This is a genomic window from Phocaeicola sp. (genome assembly GCF_048170425.1).
Classification (GTDB): Bacteria; Bacteroidota; Bacteroidia; order Bacteroidales; family Bacteroidaceae; genus Phocaeicola.
Map to the genome: position 1 here is coordinate 1 of NZ_DBEXBB010000344.1, position 18038 is coordinate 18038.

Consider the following 18038-nt stretch of genomic DNA (forward strand, 5'->3'; position numbering starts at 1 on the left):
TAGATTTTTACATACTTAATAGGTGTTTTGAAGGTCGTTAAAAAACGCCTTTGCGTTTGGCTTGAAACGCAAGTACGTTTCAATGCAAACGCAAAGGCGTTTTATCTTAAATGCACTTGCGTTTTGATTCAAACGTCAAAGCGTTTTGTCTTAAACGCAAGTGCATTTTTTGCTGGATGAAGATTTGTGTGAAAATCAATAGGTTAATCTTCTGCTGGAGAGTTGTGTCCTGCTTCGAAAAATAATGAATCGCCCAGTGTGATAAGGATGGAATCGCTGTCACAATAGTGAGGGAAATAGTCGTTGCAATCCCATGAACGGTCCAGTTTTTCTTTAGGATTTGGGAATTTCTTGGCATAAAGTGCGGCAAGCTCCGGATTAGCCAAAACCTTTTCCATGAAATAGCCGAACACCGGAAGTGCCGTGCGGCTGCCCTGTCCCAGTTCTCCCGTGCGGAAATGAATGCTGCGGTATTCTCCGCCTACCCAGGCACCTCCCACTAGATTGGGACTGATACCCACAAACCAGGCATCGGAGTGGTTAGAAGAGGTACCGGTCTTCCCGCCGAACTCCGTACCCTTATCAAAGATACGGAAACGCCAAAGCGCTTGTGAAGTTCCTTTCGGACAAGTAAGTCCACCTCTTAACATCTGTTGCATAAGGTAGGCACTGGCGTAAGGAATAGCCTGGGTTGTTTCGACTTCTTTTTGGTAGATAACTTTTCCGTCTTTATTTTCTACACGGGTAATCAGTATGGGCTGAATGGCTTCTCCATCGTTTACCACGGTGCCGTATGCAGAAACCAGCTCCAATAGCGATACGTCAGAAGCTCCCAGGCTAAGGGCCGGTGTTTCTTCCAGCTTGGTCTGGATTCCCATGCGGTGTGCGGTAGTGGCTATCTGGTGGATGCCCACTTCATGGGCTATGTTGGCAGCAATGGTGTTGACTGATTGGGCAAACGCCATTTTCAGGGACATGGTATCGAGAGTGGCACCTCCATTGGCATTGTGAGGCATCCAGAGTTTCTTTTCTCCATTTTCTTCTACTTCCCAGGGAATGTTTTCATCCACACGCAGGTCGCAGGGAGATAATCCCTGGTTCATGGCTTCCGTATAGACAAATAGTTTGAAGGTAGAGCCAGGCTGACGCTTGGAAAGTACCTTATCGTATTTCCATGACTGGAAATTGATGTCGCCGACCCATGCTTTTACTTCTCCCGTATGCGGAGCGATGGCCACAAATCCGCAGTGCATGAAGCGTTCCATGTAGCGGATAGAGTCCATGGTACTGAGCAAGGTATCTTTTTGCCCGTGGTCATAGTCGAATACCTTGCATCGATGAGGCTGGTTCAGATAGTAGGTAATGGAATCAGTCTGGTGGCCGTATTTATGGGAAAGATCTTGGTAGGCCGGTGTCTTTTCGGCCAGTTCTTCAATGAAGCGTGGAATTTCTTCTCCATTCCGGTCTCTCCACGGAACTTGTGTGCCCCAGTGTGCATCAAACCGTTTCTGTACTTCGCGCATCTGACGGTTGACTGCTTCTTCGGCATATTGCTGCATCCGGCTGTCGAGTGTCGTATAAATTTTCAGTCCGTCACTGTAGAGGTCTGTATTATTTTCCTTGCACCATTCTTTCAGCTCATTGGCGATGGCTTCACGAAAATAAAGTGCCAGACCGGTATTATAGCTTTCCTGTTTGAATTTCAGAATAGTGGGAAGTTTCCGGATAGAATCCAGTTGATGTTTGTTCAGTACATGGTGTTCATAGAGCTTTCCCAATACCACATTCCGTCGTGAAAGACTGTTCTTGGGGTTGATTTTAGGATTATAATAAGTAGTAGCTTTCAGCAGACCGATAAGCGTGGCAGCCTGTTCCACGGTAATTTTATCGGGAGTCGTACTAAAATAGGTGTGGCAGGCCGTCTTGATACCGAATGCGTTGCTTCCGAAGTCTACCGTGTTGAGATACATGGTCAGAATCTCTTCCTTGCTGTACAGCATTTCAATCTTGACGGCTGTAACCCATTCTTTAGCCTTCATAATCAGCAGTTTTACTCCGGGGATATGCCCCAAGAGTCCGGTAGAGTATTGAGACCGTACCTTAAACAGGTTTTTGACCAGTTGCTGGGTAATGGTACTGGCTCCGCGTGCCGTTCCGTGAGCTACATAGTCTTTGGCGGCAGCAAATACTCCTTCAAAGTCGATGCCGAAATGCTTGTAAAAGCGTTCGTCTTCCGTGCAGACCAGCGTCTTGACCAGTATTGGAGAAATATCCTTGTATTCCACCGGTGTACGGTTTTCTGAATAGAATTTTCCAATCAGTTTTCCGTCGGCACTGTAAATTTCGGAGGCAATGTGCTGTATAGGCTCTTTGATGTTGAACATGCTCGGTGATTTTCCGAACAACCATAAGAAGTTGAGGTCAATCATGACTAATAGGACAATGAGCATGCCGATACCGGTCAGGATTCCCATTCCGGTACGCCCATACCATGGCAATTTGCGGAAAGTATGTACATACCAGCTTATGCACTGTTTTCCGATTTTGACTATCCGGCTCAGAAGCTGTTGAAAAAGTCGGATAAGAAATGATGCTGCTTTTTTCATATCTCGTTGTTTAACCATGCGTCAATCAACTTTCGCGCAATACTTAGTTTCTTGGGGATTTCCGGCAGGTGGTCGCGGTGGTAGAATGCTCCGGCACTCAGTTCTTCATCCTGTAATTTGATGGTTCCACTCTCATATTCCGCATAGTATCCCACCATGATGCCGCTTGGATAAGGCCAGGGCTGGCTCCCAAAATACTTCAGGTTTTTGATACGGATACCGGTTTCTTCCATCACTTCGCGGTGTACGCACTCTTCCAGTGTTTCGCCAGGTTCCAGGAAGCCGGCTACCAGTCCTTTGAAACTGCCCCGGAAGTTGCGTGCGTGTACCAGTAGTACACTGTCCCCTTTCTTTATTAAAACGATGACAGCAGGAGAGATACGCGGATAGATTTCCTGTCCGCAGTGAGGGCATCGTTTGGTGATGGGGCCCGTCTGTGTGGTGGGGGTGCCGCAAGCCGGACAAAAGCGGCTGTTCTTGTCCCATGTCAGTATTTGAGAGGCTTTCCCGGCGCATTGGTATTCTTCCAGCGGCAGTACATCGTACGAGGCGCGCAGGTCTGTCGGAATAAATGGGGTGTCTTGTTCTGTTAGTGCTTCCAGCGGAAGGGCACATGCTTTTGCCGGATGGCCCAGAATTTCCCCGACGGTATGTATGGGCGTATCAGCAGGAAGCTGTGCGGGAAGTTCCACGGAATATGGGATGTGGAACTTGTCTCCGTCTTTAACCAGAAGGAGCTGCTGTTTGGGGCAAAAAATAAACCAGCCGCACAGCTCCTTTTCATCTTGTTTCATCGTTATCTGTCAATTTAGTTGTTCAATCCTTTCATGGTGAGCTGAATACGTTTCCGCTCGTGGTCAATGCTCATGACTTTGACACGTACATGCTGATGTATGCGTACCACGTCGGCCGGATTGCTGACAAAACGGTCAGCCAGTTGTGACACGTGCACCAGCCCGTTTTCCTTGATACCGATGTCGACAAAGCAGCCAAAGTTGGTGATGTTGGTTACGATGCCGGGCAGTTCCATTTCTTCCTGCAGGTCGTCCAGGGTACGGACATTCTTTTCAAACTCAAAGACTTGTATTTTCTGGCGAGGGTCTCTTCCCGGTTTGTCCAGTTCCTGAAGAATATCCGTCAGAGTGGGTAAACCAACCGTGTCGGTCACGTATTTCTTCAAATCAATTTTACGGCGGAGCTCTTTGTCTTTAATCAAGTCGGCTACGGTGCAGTTCAGGTCTTTAGCCATCTGTTCCACAATCGGGTAGCTTTCCGGGTGAACCGCAGAATTGTCCAGTGGATTCTTGGCTTGCGGAATACGGAGGAATCCAGCGCACTGTTCGTAAGCTTTGGCACCCATTCTCGGCACTTTCAATAACTGGCGGCGTGACTCAAACGGACCGTTTTCGGTACGGTAGTCCACGATGTTCTGGGCCAGTGTAGGGCCTAATCCGGAAACATAAGTCAGCAGGTGCTTGCTGGCGGTGTTAACATTCACACCCACCAGGTTGACACAACTTTCTACGGTCTGGTCGAGTGAAGCCTTCAGCTTGGTCTGGTCTACATCGTGCTGGTATTGTCCCACCCCGATGGATTTGGCATCAATCTTCACCAGTTCAGCCAATGGATCCATCAGCCTTCTGCCGATGGATACGGCACCACGTACCGTCACATCATAATCCGGAAACTCTTCGCGGGCTGTTTTCGAGGCGGAGTAAATGGACGCTCCGTCTTCGCTGACGACGAATACCTGTACTTCGCGGTCGTAACGCTGGCTGGTTACAAACTGCTCTGTTTCGCGGCTGGCCGTCCCGTTCCCGATGGCAATGGCTTCGATTTTATATTGTTCCACCAGTTTCACAATCTTTCGGGATGCCTGTGCATATTCAGATTTGGGCGGGTGGGGATAAATGGCTTCATTATGCAGCAGGGTGCCCTGTGCATCCAGACAGACCACTTTGCATCCCGTACGGAATCCGGGGTCGATACCCATCACCCGTTTCTGTCCCAAAGGAGGGGCCAGCAATAGTTGACGGAGGTTTTCTGCGAATACCCGAATAGCTTCTTCATCAGCCTTCTCCTTACTGAGTGCGGCAAACTCAGTTTCAATGGCAGGTTTCAGCAAGCGCTTGTAGGCATCGGTGAGAGCTTCTTCCACTTGGTGCGCACATTCGTTGTTTGCCCGTACGAATAGCCTTTGCAGGCGTTCGTTGCATATATCTTCATCTTCCGGGAAAATGGTTACTTTCAATACTCCTTCCGATTCTCCCCGGCGAAGGGCCAGCAGGCGGTGGGAAGAACATTTCTTCAAGGGCTCACAGAAATCAAAATAGTCTCGGTACTTGGCCGAAGCTTCTTCTGCTTCTTTTCCTTTGACCACTTTTGACTGAATGAGGGCCTGGCGCTGGAACTGGTTGCGCATCAGGTTGCGCGACCGCTCGTCTTCGCTGATTTGTTCTGCCAGAATATCGCGTGATCCTTTCAGTGCATCTTCCTCGTCTTTTACTTCTCCTTTGACGAAGTTTCGTACCTTGGCAGCAAGATTATTTTCCTTTTGCATCATGAGCAAGAGGGCCAGCGGTTCCAGTCCTTTGGCACGTGCAGCTTCGGCTCTGGTTTTTCGTTTGGGCTTGAAGGGTAGGTAAATGTCTTCCAGTTCAGTCGCATTCCAGCAGGCTGAAATGCGGTCTTGTAGTTCTGGAGTCAGTTTTCCTTGTTCTTCGATGGTGGAAAGTACAGTTTCCTTTCGTTTGGACAATTCACACAGTTTCTCATATCGTGTTTGAATGTCGCCTATCTGCACTTCATCCAGTCCGCCGGTAGCTTCTTTACGGTAACGGCTGATGAAAGGAATGGTCGCTCCTCCCTGGAGCAGTTTAAGTGTATTGGCTATGCGATGTGCCGGCAGTTTCAGTTCGGCGGCAATCATCTGGCTGAATTCTTCCATTGATAGGGGCTTTATATTATTTGGTTGCAAAAGTAGTGAAAAAATAGCATAAAAAAGCGGTTGGGAAATCTTTCGTATTTGGGTATTTTAGGAAGTATTCTGCGGGAATGTCGGCAACTTCTCGTATCTTTGCAAAAACTTATATGAAAGTCTGCGAAAATGAAGACTAGACGATTTTACTCTTTAATCAGCCTGATCACATTACTCGGTATGGGTCAAGGGCATTTGAAAGCCTCGAATAATGAGGAAACCATCACATTGAAATTTGTAGAGACGAGCGATGTGCACGGATGCTACTTCCCCTATGATTTTATACAGAACAAGCAGATGAGAGGAAGTCTGGCCCGCGTTTTTTCGTACGTGAAGGAAGAACGTGAGGTGTATGGCGACAATCTTATTTTGATGGACAACGGTGATATTCTACAGGGACAGCCTGTGGCTTATTACTACAATTATATGGATACCACTTCCGTACATGTCTGTGCTGCCATGCTGAACTATATGCGCTATGATGTGGGCAACATGGGTAATCATGATGTGGAGACAGGTCATGCGGTGTACGATTGTTGGGTGAGACAGTGTAACTTTCCGGTACTTGGTGCCAATATCATAGATGTGAAGACTGGAAAACCTTATTTGAAACCCTATGAGGTATTGGAACGGGATGGAGTGAAGGTTGTTGTACTGGGAATGATTACTCCGGCAATACCTTCCTGGTTGCCTGAACAATTATGGACTGGACTTCGTTTTGAGGACATGGAAGCATGTGCGGCGAAATGGGTGAAGGAAATTCGTGAAAAAGAACAACCAGATGTTTTGATTGGACTGTTTCATTCAGGAATGGATGGAAAGAAACTGGACAATGTGGTAGAAAACGGTTCGAAAGGCGTGGCTGCCAATGTGCCGGGATTCGATGTCATTTTTATGGGACACGACCATACCCGTTGGAATGAAAGAGTGGCCAATGCATCGGGCGATTCTGTGCTGGTGATTGATCCGGCCAATACGGCAAAAGTGGTGTCAGAAGTGACCGTAACGGTGAAGAAACAGAATGGAAAGATTGTATCGAAGCAGGTCGACGGAAAGTTGGTGAACATGGATGACTATGTCGTGGATAAGGATTTCATGCATACTTTCCAGAAACAGTATGAGGAAACGCAGGCTTTTGTGTCCCGGAAAATCGGACGGATTGAGCATACGATTTCTTCTAAGGATGCGTTCTTTGGCCCGTCTGCTTTTATTGATTTGATTCATCAGTTGCAACTGGATATTACCGGAGCGGATATTTCTTTCTGTGCGCCTTTGTCGGCTTATGCCGAGATTAAAGAAGGAGACATTCGTATGAGCGATATGTTCAACTTATATAAGTTTGAGAACATGCTTTACACGATGGTGTTGACCGGAAAGGAAGTAAAGGATTTTCTGGAAATGTCGTATGACCTTTGGGTAAACCAGATGACTTCGCCAGATGACCACCTGTTGTTGCTGAACGAAAAAGACAACGGTTTCGGTCGCTTCCGTAATCCCAGCTTCAATTTTGATTCTGCGGCGGGTATCATCTATACAGTGAATGTGACCCAACCATACGGAAAGAGAATTACGATTGAGCGGATGGCCGACGGTAAACCGTTTGATATGGACAAGCAATATCGGGTAGCCGTCAATTCTTATCGTGGAAATGGAGGAGGAGACTTGCTGACCAAGGGAGCAGGTATTCCTAAAGCAGAATTGTCAAAACGTATTGTCTTTTCAACGGATAAAGATTTACGCTATTACCTGATGAAACGGATTGAGGAAGTCAAGGTACTGAATCCGGCTCCGCTGAACCAGTGGAAGTTTGTTCCTGAAAAATGGACTGTACCTGCCGCTAAGCGTGATTACGAATTTCTGTTTGGAAACAAAGATAACGAATAAAATACGTAGGAAGACGGAAAATGTGTAGAGGGTTCCGCAAACATATACGACTATGGGCATTGTGTCTGGCCACTTTGTTTGCCGCATATTATGCCACGACTTCCCTGTTTGCCCACGTGCATGTGGTAAACGGGGTGATGCTTGTGCACTCGCATCCCTTCTCGCATTCTCACTCTCATAGTGACGGGCAGACATTGGCGCTGCATTTTCTGTCGACTTTTTCTTCATTGGAGCCTGGGCATACGGAAGTAAAGACTCCCGATTTGCATCTGCTCTATTCATTACCTTATATAAAGAATACATTCCATGCCGTATGCTGTTGTACGGAAGGGATGTACCTTCGTGCTCCTCCTGTACCATCGTTCTTATTGGGAATTTGAAGAACATAGTATTAATTTTTTAGGAGCAAATAATGAAAAAATATATCAATTTGCTGATGGGAGTGGTATGCGCTCTTGTCAGCTGTACTATTGCATACGCTGATGGTCCTGTAAAAGAAGGAAATGCCATTGTGGGACATGTAATTGAGAAAAGATCGGAAACAGGATTGCCTTATGCTACCGTGTTGTTGGTGGAAACTGGAGAAGGTACGGTGACGGATGCCGGAGGGTATTTCCGTTTTAAAAAGCTTCCGGAAGGTGAATACACCTTGAAGGTGCAGATAATGGGATATACCACTCAGGTAAAGAAGGTGACAGTGAGCAAAGACTTTGTGGTCGACATGCATTTTGTCATGGAGGAAGAAAGTATCATGACGGATGAGGTGGTAGTATCGGCCAACCGGAATGAAACCAGCCGTAAGGTAGCGCCTGTGGTGGTGAATGTGATGAATAACAAGTTGTTTGAGATTGTCAATTCTACTGATTTGGCTAAATCGCTGAACTATCAGTCGGGATTACGTGTGGAAAACAATTGCCAGAACTGCGGTTTCCCTCAGGTGCGTATCAATGGACTGGAGGGGCCTTATTCACAAATCCTGATTAACAGTCGTCCGGTGATGAGTGCGCTTTCGGGCGTGTATGGACTGGAGCAGATTCCGACCAATATGATTGAACGTGTGGAAGTGGTTCGTGGAGGTGGTTCTGCCTTATTTGGAGCCAATGCCGTGGGAGGTACCATTAATATTATTACCAAAGACCCCGTGCGCAATTCGTTTCAGGTGGCTTCTACCATGTCGAACTTGAACGGAAAGGTGTGGGAACAGTATATGGGAGCCAATGCGTCATTGGTATCTTCCGACAATTCGTATGGCATCGCGCTGTATCAGTCTTATCGCAACCGTAATCCGTATGATGCGGATGGAGACGGATTCTCGGAATTGGGTAAACTGAATATGAATACATTCGGATTGCGGGCATATTACCGTCCGACACAGTTCAGCCGTATCAGTCTGGAATATCATACTACCAACGAGTTCCGTCGCGGAGGAAACAAGTTTGACTTGCAGCCTCACGAAACGGATATTACGGAACAGACCAAGCACATCATTAACAGTGGTGGACTGACGTATGATGTTTTCTTCAATGAGTACAAGCACAAGCTTTCTGTATACGCTTCGGCACAGCACACCGACCGTAACAGCTATTATGGGGCAGACAAGGCGGCGAATGCATACGGAAAAACCAATGACTTGACCGCTGTAGGTGGTGCTATGTATGTAGGCAACATGGACAACTGCCTCTTTTCTCCGGCGACCTTTACCGGTGGACTGGAGTACCAGTATAACTCCTTGCATGATGTGATGACAGGTTACGGACGTGACTTGAAGCAGGATGTGAAGATTGCCAGCGGATTTGTGCAGAATGAATGGAAGCTGGATTATTTCACGATATTGGCAGGGTTCCGCTTGGATAAACACAATTTGGTGGATGATGTGATTTTCAGTCCGCGTATTAATACCCTTTGGAAGCCTTCAGATAAATTTCAGGGACGTCTGACCTGGTCGACGGGTTTCCGTGCGCCTCAGGCATACGATGAGGACTTGCATGTGGCAGCCGTAGGAGGTAAGGCCATGGAAGTGCGGCTGGCAAAAGGATTGAAACCGGAACGCTCCAACAGTTTCAGTGGTTCTGTAGACTGGAGTTTCAATTTCGGACATTTCCAGTCGAACTTGCTGATTGAAGGTTTCTATACGGCGTTGAACGATGTATTCTATCTGGAAAGTTTAGGAAAGGACCCTGTATCGGGCACATTGGTGCAGGAACGCAGAAACGGGAACGGTGCACGAGTGTATGGAGCCAATATCGATTACAAGATTGCCCATGGAAAGGAAGCACAGTTGCAGTTAGGCTTTACGGTACAGCGCAGCCGTTACACGGAAGCGGTGAGATGGAGCGAAGATGAGGATGTAGCAGCTATCAAACGCATGCCGCGTACGCCGGATTACTATGGGTACTTTACGTTCAGTTCGGCTCCGTTGAAGAACTTTGACTTTTCTCTTTCCGGCGTATATACGGGACGCATGATTGTTCCTCACTTTGCCGGATACATCGAGAAAGACCGTCTGGAACATACCCCTGACTTTATGGATTTCAACCTGAAGCTGAATTATACGTTTGTGCTGAATGACCATTTGAAGTTGCAGGTAAACGGAGGTGTGCAGAATATATTCAATGCTTTCCAGAAAGATTTGGATAAAGGTATGAATCGTGACTCCAAATATTTCTATGGGCCTACCCAGCCGCGTACATACTTTATTGGGATAAAGTTCTTTAATTAATTGATGATAACTATTTGGATGGCGGTGTCTCTCGGTGGAGGCACCGCTTTTTTTATGTGTTGTTCAAAGTGTTTTCATGTAAGGCCAGTACTTCCCTTGCAGTACTGTAGTACTTTCCTGAAAGTACTGGAGTATTTCCTTTGCGGTACTGTAGTACTTTCGTGGAAGTACTGGAATGCTTCATGAACAGTACTAGTTTTATGAAAGAGTGATGCATTGAAGCGCTTTCTGCCTGGCAGATTGTGTAAAAACAAGACATTTCGCTATTTTTGTGGGAAAATAAAAGAATGTATGAAAAGAGCAGCATTGATTTTTGCATTGGGTCTGTCACTCAGCAGTGGTACCTTTGCGCAGACTTTCGAAGATTATTTTGTAGACAAGACGCTTCGTCTGGATTATATATTTATGGGAAATGCGGACAAGCAGGATATTTGTCTGGATGAATTGTCGGCTCTTCCGCAGTGGGCAGGAAGACGTCATCATTTGTCGGAACTTCCATTGGAGGGAAATGGAGAGATAACCATGAAGGATAAGGCTACCGGGAAGGTTATTTATCGTACTTCTTTCTCCAGCTTATTTCAGGAATGGATTGGAGAACAGGAAGCCAAGGTGGTGAAACGAGGATTTGAGAATACGTTTTTAGTTCCTTATCCCAAACAGCCGGCAGAAATCACCGTCGTTTTGCGGAATGCCTCCCGTGAAGTGAGTGCCACGCTGGTACATGAGATTAATCCTTCAGATATTCTGATTCATCAAAGGGGGGAAGGAGAACTGACACCGCATCGCTACTTGTGGCAAGGAGGTTCTTCAGACAAATGCATTGACGTGGCCATTATGGCAGAAGGTTATGCAGTTAATGAATCAGACTTGTTTTATAAAGATGCGGCGGTGGCGTGTGAAGCTTTGTTTGCACATGAGCCGTTTAAGAAGTTGAAAGACCGCTTCAACATTGTGGCTGTATTCAGTGAGTCAAAAGATAGCGGGGTAAGCATTCCCCGAAAGGATGAATGGAAAAAAACAGCCGTAAGCTCGCATTTTGACACGTTTTACTCCGACCGTTATCTGACTACCCGTAGCGTGAAAGCCATTCATAACTGGTTGGCAGGCATTCCATACGAACATATCATTATCCTTGCCAATACGGATACCTACGGAGGAGGAGGTATTTACAACTCCTACACTTTAACTACGGCACATCATTCTATGTTCAGACCAGTTGTGGTACATGAATTTGGGCATAGTTTTGGGGGACTGGCCGATGAATATGCGTATGATGAGGCTCCCAGTCCGTTGTATCCTTATGATATAGAGCCTTGGGAACCGAACATCACGACTTTGGTTCATTTTGAAGATAAATGGAAGGATATGCTGGAACCGGGAACTCCTGTGCCGACAGCACCTCAGACCGATGAAAAACTAATTTATACAAAAGTCGGGGTATACGAAGGGGCAGGTTACACTAAAAAAGGAATTTATCGTCCGACCACGGAATGCCGGATGAGAATCAATGAGGCACCTGTGTTCTGTCCCGTATGCCAGCGTTCCTTGGAGCGGACGATTCGTTTTTATACAGAGTAATAATTTCTAAATCTATTAGTTATGCTTCAATTTACACCACTTCAAACCACAGACAAAGGCTATTCTTTTGTAGAAAACCTGTTGCATGAGTCTTTTCCTGAAGCGGAGCGGAGGGATGATGTGGGACAACGAGATAATGTGGATAACTGCGCAGCCTTTACCTGCTACTTGATTTCAGATGATAGGCTTCTGGTCGGGCTTATTACTGTGTGGCGGTTTGCCGGTTTTTCTTATGTGGAGCATCTGGCTACTTCTCCATCTGTACGCAATAAAGGGTATGGACGGAAAATCATGGAAGTTCTCCTACGACAATTCCCGGGAGTCATTATTCTGGAAGTGGAGAAACCGGTGGACGAATGGAGTCGCCGACGTATCGGTTTTTATCAGCGGTGCGGATTCCGTTTATGCGAAAAAGAGTATGTACAGCCTTCGTACCGTAAGGGAGGTGAAACACTTCCCATGTTCCTGATGTATGTAGGAACAGAAACGATAGACAAGGAATTTGAATCTATACGGGATGAAATTTACCGTAGGGTATATGGGGTAGAATCCGTATAATATACAAAAAACGCGGAAACTTGATTCATTGACATATCAGTTTCCGCGTTTCTTATGGGAGGATTATTGCCAGCCTCCTCCTAAGGCCTTGTATAAATTAACCATCGTAATCTGTTTGTCACGTACGGCATTACTTAATCCGATTTGGGCATCCAGGTAACCTCGCTGTGCATCCAGCAAATCCATGTAACCAATTACTCCGTTGATATATTGCAGCTGAGCCAAATCAAGTGTGATTTTCGAAGACTGCTCCAGTCGCAAGCGGGTTTCATAGATTTCTTTTACCTTGTTATATTCTGCTATGGCATTGTAAGCATCCTTGAAAGCGTTCAGTACCACTTTCTCGTATGCGTAGGCAGCTTGTTCACAGGCAGCTTTCTTTGCTTTCAACATGGCCCGGTTTTTTCCCATGGCGAAAATAGGCTGAAGAATGGTTCCCGCCAATAAGTAATGAGGCGATTTGAACAGATGAGAAAGTTCGTCGTTTTCTGAACCATGGCTAGCTGTCAGTGTCAGTTTAGGAAACATATTGGTATAAGCAATTCCTACGGCTGCATTGGCAGCAATGACGGCCTGTTCTGCCTGGCGTACATCCGGTCGACGTTCCAGTAAGGAAGAGGGGAGTCCCACGGGTAAGGAAGCTGCATGAATTACATCTTCAGGCAGGACTGTTCTTTTTATGTCGTGAGGATATTCTCCAGCTAAGAAGGCTATTTCATTTTGTTTCAATGTAATTTTCTTTTCCAGATCGGGAACCAAAGTGGCTGTTCTTGCCAATTCCACCTGTGCCTGACGGAAGGCCGTTTCTGAAGTCAGTCCCCCTTCGTAGCGGATACGTGCCAGATGCAGACTTTCCCGGCGGGCATCTACTGTCTTTTTCACGATAGACAGTTCATTGTCGAGAGCCACCAATTCAAAGTAGGATTGTGCCACTTGTGCCACCAGACTCATTTTCAAGGCCCGCTGATTCTCAATGGAACCCATAAACTCGGCCATACTTTTGTCTTTGGCCCAGCGCAGGTTTCCCCACAGGTCGATTTCCCATGTAACTCCCAGTTTTATATCATACTGGTCGTCTGATTTATAGTGTCCGCCTCCGTGGTCTTCGCCTTCTTGTTCTGCATAGAACTTAAGTCCGACTTGAGGGAAGAGGTTTGCATAATCAATACGTTTCATGGCAGCCAGTTCCTTGACTTTGGCTGCTGCAATCAGCATATCCTTGTTGTTGTCCAAGGTCTTTTGGATGAGTTGCTGAAGGATCGTGTCCGTATAAAGCTGTTCCCAGGGATAGTCACCAATAGATACGGTATCTACGCTTGTGCTGTCGAGGGTAGAGGGCAAATCTATCTGAGGACGGGTGTATTGTTTCCCGATTTTGCAGCCTCCCATCAGGAGGGCTGCTACGGGAATCACCAAAATTTTATATAGTTGATTTTTCAGTTTCATAAGCTACATCTGTAAGGTTTACTGTTTCGCTTTAATTTTGTGGGTAGCTTTGTAAATCATTACAAAGAAGAACGGCACGAGCAGAATACCTACGGTAACAGCTACTATCATTCCGAAGAATACACCGGTACCGATGGCCTGTCGGCTGGCTGAACCCGGACCAGAAGCAATCACCATTGGAAGCATACCCAGGATGAAGGCCAGTGAGGTCATCAAGATGGGGCGGAAACGCAGGCTGGCTGCATGAAGAGCAGATTCTACGATATCACGTCCTTTATCGACTTCGTCTTTAGCGAATTCCACAATCAAAATGGCGTTCTTCGCGGCAAGACCGATAAGCATTACCAGACCAATCTGAAAATAGGTGTCATTTTCCAAACCGCAGAGGGTAATACCCGCATACGCTCCTAAAACGGCTACCGGAAGTGAAATCAATACGGCGATAGGCACTGTCCAGCTTTCATAAAGGGCTGCCAGGAACAGGAAGACGAACAGAAATACCAGCGCCAGGATGAGTCCGGTTTGTCCGCCGGCTTTCTTTTCCTGATAGGACAGACCGCTCCATTCAACACCGATATTGTCGGGTAATTTTTCGCGTGCAATTTGTTCCAGCGTTTCCATTACCTGACCGGAACTTGCTCCATTGGCTGTGGTTCCTCGGATAACGGCTGTATTAAACATGTTAAAGCGTCTGATACTTCCCGGTCCGGTTGTATAATCAGTAGTTCCAAGGGCTGTCAGCGGAATCATGTCACCATCAGATCCTCTTACAAAGAACAGACCGATATTGTCGCGTTGCTGACGATACGGAGCTTCTGCCTGAATGTATACACGGTAGATACGGTTGAACATGTTGAAGTCATTCACGTAAACAGAACCAGTGTAAGCTTTCATGGTAGAGAATACATCTGCCATCGGAACACCAGCCAGTTTGACTTTATCGCGGTCTACATCGAAATACAACTGAGGGATTTCTGCCTGAAGAGACGAAGACAATCCAGCTATTTCTTTCCGTTGTGAAGCGTAATACATCAGCGTATCCGTAGCTCTCACCAAATCGTCATACGTGGCATCGCCACGTGCTTCCAGCTGCATTTCAAAACCACCGGCAGTACCAAGTCCGGGAATTACCGGAGGAGTAGAAAGATACACTTTACTTTCCGGATAGGTTTCCAGTTCTTTCCGTATGCGGTCCATTACTTCATCAATGGTAGTATTGTCACGTTCTTTCCATTCTTTCAGGATGACGGTCAGCTGGCTTCTGGCCTGACTGGTACCTACACGTGGACTGCTACCTGTTACATTCTGTACGTATTCCACAGCCGGGTCTTTCATGATGAAGTCGATTGCTCTGTCAGTTATGACACGTGTTCTTTCCAGAGTGGCTGTTTCCGGAAGTTCCAGTTCCACGGTGAAATATCCTTGGTCTTCTATCGGGAGGAAGCTGGTCGGAACGAGGCGATGGAACATATAAATGAAAACCAATACCATTCCAAAACCTGCCATTACACGGCGCGGGTGCTTGATGACGTGCTTGATGTAGATAATGTACTTATTGTTTCCGATAGCCAGCCATTCATTAATCAGTCTGAATACTTTGTTCTTGGGTTTATTCGGATCGACTGGTTTCAGAATCAGCGAACACATTACCGGACTCAGTGTCAAGGCTACAACCGTAGACAGAAGTACAGATACTACAATGGTAATAGTGAACTGGCGATAAAGCTGTCCGGTGATACCCGACAGAAAGCTTACAGGGACGAATACCGCTGCTAATACGAGTGAGGTAGCGATAATAGCTCCTACCAGACCCTCCATAGCTTTCTTGGTGGCTTCGTATGGGCTGAGTTTTTCTTCTTCCATGATACGCTCCACATTCTCTACTACTACAATGGCATCGTCCACCACAATACCGATAGCCAGTACCAGTCCCAACAAGGTCAGCATGTTCAGTGAGAAGCCGAATATCAGCATGAAGCCGAAAGTACCAATCAAAGAGATAGGGACTGCTACGACCGGAATCAGTGTGGCACGCCAGCTCTGCAGTGAAAGGAATACCACGATGATTACCAGCACCAATGCCTCGAACAATGTTTTGTATACCTCATGAATGGATTGTGAGATATAAGTGGTCATATCGAACGGGAAGTTGTACTCCAGTCCTTCCGGGAAACTTTTACTGATTTCCTTCATGGCCTCTTTTACGCTCTGTGCCACTTCCATGGCGTTGGCTCCAGGAAGCATGTAGATTCCAAGAATGGCTGCATTTCCTCCGTTTATACCACTTTCTGTACTATAGGAAGAAGCTTCCAATGAGACTCTGGCCACATCGCGCAAACGTATGAGTGAACCGTCAGGATTGGCACGCAATACAATCTCTTCAAACTGGGAAGCCGATGATAAACGACCTTGTGCTGTAATAGGTACTGTAATATCCACTCCGCTTACGGGTTGCTGTCCGAGTACACCGGCAGCCGATTCGCGGTTCTGGTCTTTCAACGCGTTCTGAAGGTCTTGTACCGTAAGTCCGAAGTTAGCCAGCTTGGCTGGGTCTGCCCATATTTGCATGGCATAGTAGCGGCTTCCGATGTTGGAGATACGTCCTACTCCTGGAATACGGCGGAGCAGGTCGAGTACATTCAGTGTGGCGAAGTTACTCAAATAAATTTCGTCGAATTTAGGATCGTCCGAGGTCAGACACAGTGTCATCAGCTGACTGGGAGCTTGTTTTTCTACGGAGATACCATTCTGAACAACTTCTGCTGGCAGACGAGATTCCGCTAGTTTGATACGGTTCTGGATTTCTACAGCTGCCAAATCAGGGTCGGCAGAAATGTCGAAAGTGACAGTGGCAGAGAATCCTCCTGAGTTGGAACTGCTGGACTCCATGTAAAGCATACCTGGAGTTCCGTTTAATTCCTGTTCAATCGGAGTGGCTACAGCTTGTGATACGGTTACGGCACTGGCTCCCGGATAGGAGGCGCTGATTTTTACCACGGGCGGAGTAATTTGCGGGTATTGGTCGATAGGCAGCATCATCAAACCGATGATACCTACAATCACGATTAATATAGAGATGACAGCCGAGAATACGGGCCTGTCAATAAAAAAGCTGACTTTCATGCGTAAATTCGTTTAGGGGTGAGTTATTTTTCCTCTTTTTTCGCTTCGTTCTGTAATTGTTCCGGGTCTTGTACGCGGACTTTCATTCCAGGAGCCAGTTTGTGGAATCCTTCGTAGACAATCATTTCGCCGGCCGACAATCCGCGTTCTACTACTACATCGTTCTCGAATTCAGGGCCTAACTCAATGAATCGTCTTTCCACGGTTGAGTCTTTTCGCATGACAAAAATATGAGCTCCACCTTTTTCAATGATAAGAGCCTTTTGGGGAACTACTGTGGCATTTTCACGTACGTCGAGCAATACCTTTACTTTGGTGAACTGTCCCGGCAGCAATACGTGGTCCGGATTGGCCAGTTCGGCACGTACGGAGAATGTTCCAGTTTTAGGATTTACCTGAGGAGCTGCAAAGTCTACCAGACCTTTATGCTCGTATACAGTATTGTCAGGCAATGTGATGGTTACAGTAGGCTGCCAGGAGCGGGTTGAGTCTTTCTGACCGAATGTAACGTTTCGCTCCTTGCTTTTTAAATAGTCCAGGGCTGTCATGCTGAAATCTACCAGAATGGTATCACTCTTTACGATAGTAGCCAGCAGCGATTTTCCATTGCTGCCTACCAGTGTTCCCAAGTCGACGTGACGTTCACTGATTTCTCCGGAAATTGGCGAGCGTACAATCGTGTAGCCTAATTCTTGTTCAGCTTGTTCTAAGTCTGCCTGGCTCATACCCACGCTTGCCACGGCTGTTTCGTAAGCTGCTACCGCATTGTCCAAATCCAGCTGGCTGGCCGCATTCTGTTCATACAATGGACGGATACGCTCCAGGTCACGCTTGGCTTTTTGTGCTTGGGCTTCATCTTTTTTCAGCTGTGCGCGTACTTTGTCTGCCTTGGCACGATATTGGTCCTGATTGATGACAAACAATACTTGATTACGTTTGACTGAGGTTCCTTCCTCGAATAGCATTTGTTCCAGAAAACCTTCTACACGTGCACGTACTTCCACAAATTGCTGGGCACGGATACGTCCTACATATTCTCCGAAGATTTGTACATTTTGCTGGCTGGCTGGCATAACTGATACGATGGGCGTTTCAGATATGGGTTTCTTTTCTCGAGTAAAAATAAAATAAAGCGATAAAATGACTG

The 18038-nt window shown here is 46.6% G+C and carries 11 protein-coding genes; 5 read left to right on the forward strand and 6 right to left on the reverse strand.

Annotated elements, in window-relative coordinates; genetic code table 11:
- Positions 1–203: 203 nt before the first annotated feature.
- Genes ACMJ0U_RS12970 through ACMJ0U_RS12980 form a run of 3 tightly spaced genes read right to left on the reverse strand, consistent with a single transcriptional unit; the run spans position 204 to position 5553 of the window.
- Positions 204–2606 (reverse strand): transglycosylase domain-containing protein, encoded by a 2403-nt coding sequence (locus ACMJ0U_RS12970; RefSeq protein WP_417130284.1) that lies wholly within the window; start codon positions 2604–2606, stop codon positions 204–206.
- Entirely contained in the window at positions 2603–3400 is a 798-nt protein-coding gene (nudC, locus tag ACMJ0U_RS12975) for an NAD(+) diphosphatase (RefSeq protein ID WP_417130285.1), read from the reverse strand. Before nudC ends, ACMJ0U_RS12970 begins: the two co-directional genes overlap by 4 nt.
- A 14-nt stretch (positions 3401–3414) precedes the next feature.
- Positions 3415–5553, reverse strand: coding sequence for a Tex family protein (locus ACMJ0U_RS12980; protein ID WP_417130286.1), 2139 nt, complete (start codon positions 5551–5553; stop codon positions 3415–3417).
- Between the two features lie 210 nt (positions 5554–5763).
- Between ACMJ0U_RS12980 and ACMJ0U_RS12985 the strand changes: the two genes are divergently transcribed.
- The 5 genes from ACMJ0U_RS12985 (at position 5764) to ACMJ0U_RS13005 (ending at position 12322) form a co-directional block, all read left to right on the forward strand.
- Positions 5764–7467, forward strand: a complete 1704-nt coding sequence (locus ACMJ0U_RS12985) for a bifunctional metallophosphatase/5'-nucleotidase (protein WP_417130292.1) — start codon at positions 5764–5766, stop codon at positions 7465–7467.
- 20 nt (positions 7468–7487) lie between these two features.
- The gene (locus ACMJ0U_RS12990) at positions 7488–7847 is read left to right on the forward strand and encodes a hypothetical protein (RefSeq protein ID WP_417130287.1); all 360 of its coding nucleotides are present in this window, start codon (positions 7488–7490) and stop codon (positions 7845–7847) included.
- A gap of 32 nt (positions 7848–7879) precedes the next feature.
- Positions 7880–10186 carry a TonB-dependent receptor gene (locus ACMJ0U_RS12995; RefSeq protein ID WP_417130288.1) on the forward strand — a complete coding sequence of 769 codons (2307 nt, stop codon included), beginning with the start codon at positions 7880–7882 and terminating at the stop codon, positions 10184–10186.
- A gap of 291 nt (positions 10187–10477) precedes the next feature.
- A complete protein-coding gene (locus ACMJ0U_RS13000) occupies positions 10478–11764 on the forward strand; it encodes a M64 family metallopeptidase (protein ID WP_417130289.1) in 1287 nt (428 codons plus the stop codon).
- A 21-nt stretch (positions 11765–11785) separates the two neighbouring features.
- Positions 11786–12322: a GNAT family N-acetyltransferase gene (locus ACMJ0U_RS13005; protein ID WP_417130290.1), complete on the forward strand. Its 537-nt coding sequence runs from the start codon at positions 11786–11788 to the stop codon at positions 12320–12322.
- 63 nt (positions 12323–12385) lie between these two features.
- On the opposite strand, the gene ACMJ0U_RS13010 is transcribed toward ACMJ0U_RS13005, so the two are convergent.
- From ACMJ0U_RS13010 to ACMJ0U_RS13020, 3 genes are read right to left on the reverse strand one after another with little or no spacing between them, the layout of a single operon-like run.
- Positions 12386–13768, reverse strand: coding sequence for an efflux transporter outer membrane subunit (locus ACMJ0U_RS13010; protein ID WP_278560430.1), 1383 nt, complete (start codon positions 13766–13768; stop codon positions 12386–12388).
- Positions 13769–13786: 18 nt separating this feature from the next.
- Positions 13787–16891, reverse strand: a complete 3105-nt coding sequence (locus ACMJ0U_RS13015; protein WP_417130291.1) for an efflux RND transporter permease subunit — start codon at positions 16889–16891, stop codon at positions 13787–13789.
- Between the two features lie 23 nt (positions 16892–16914).
- Positions 16915–18033 (reverse strand): efflux RND transporter periplasmic adaptor subunit, encoded by a 1119-nt coding sequence (locus ACMJ0U_RS13020; protein ID WP_417130293.1) that lies wholly within the window; start codon positions 18031–18033, stop codon positions 16915–16917.
- Positions 18034–18038 lie beyond the last annotated feature (5 nt).

Bases quoted from the DNA above. Each gene is read 5' to 3' on its own strand.
- ACMJ0U_RS13010 (WP_278560430.1), bottom strand. From the start codon at position 13,768: ATGAAACTGAAAAATCAACTATATAAAATTTTGGTGATTCCCGTAGCA.
- ACMJ0U_RS13015 (WP_417130291.1), bottom strand. From the start codon at position 16,891: ATGAAAGTCAGCTTTTTTATTGACAGGCCCGTATTCTCGGCTGTCATC.
- ACMJ0U_RS13005 (WP_417130290.1), top strand. From the start codon at position 11,786: ATGCTTCAATTTACACCACTTCAAACCACAGACAAAGGCTATTCTTTT.
- ACMJ0U_RS13000 (WP_417130289.1), top strand. From the start codon at position 10,478: ATGAAAAGAGCAGCATTGATTTTTGCATTGGGTCTGTCACTCAGCAGT.
- ACMJ0U_RS12970 (WP_417130284.1), bottom strand. From the start codon at position 2,606: ATGAAAAAAGCAGCATCATTTCTTATCCGACTTTTTCAACAGCTTCTG.
- ACMJ0U_RS12980 (WP_417130286.1), bottom strand. From the start codon at position 5,553: ATGGAAGAATTCAGCCAGATGATTGCCGCCGAACTGAAACTGCCGGCA.
- ACMJ0U_RS12995 (WP_417130288.1), top strand. From the start codon at position 7,880: ATGAAAAAATATATCAATTTGCTGATGGGAGTGGTATGCGCTCTTGTC.
- ACMJ0U_RS12985 (WP_417130292.1), top strand. From the start codon at position 5,764: ATGGGTCAAGGGCATTTGAAAGCCTCGAATAATGAGGAAACCATCACA.
- nudC (WP_417130285.1), bottom strand. From the start codon at position 3,400: ATGAAACAAGATGAAAAGGAGCTGTGCGGCTGGTTTATTTTTTGCCCC.
- ACMJ0U_RS12990 (WP_417130287.1), top strand. From the start codon at position 7,488: ATGTGTAGAGGGTTCCGCAAACATATACGACTATGGGCATTGTGTCTG.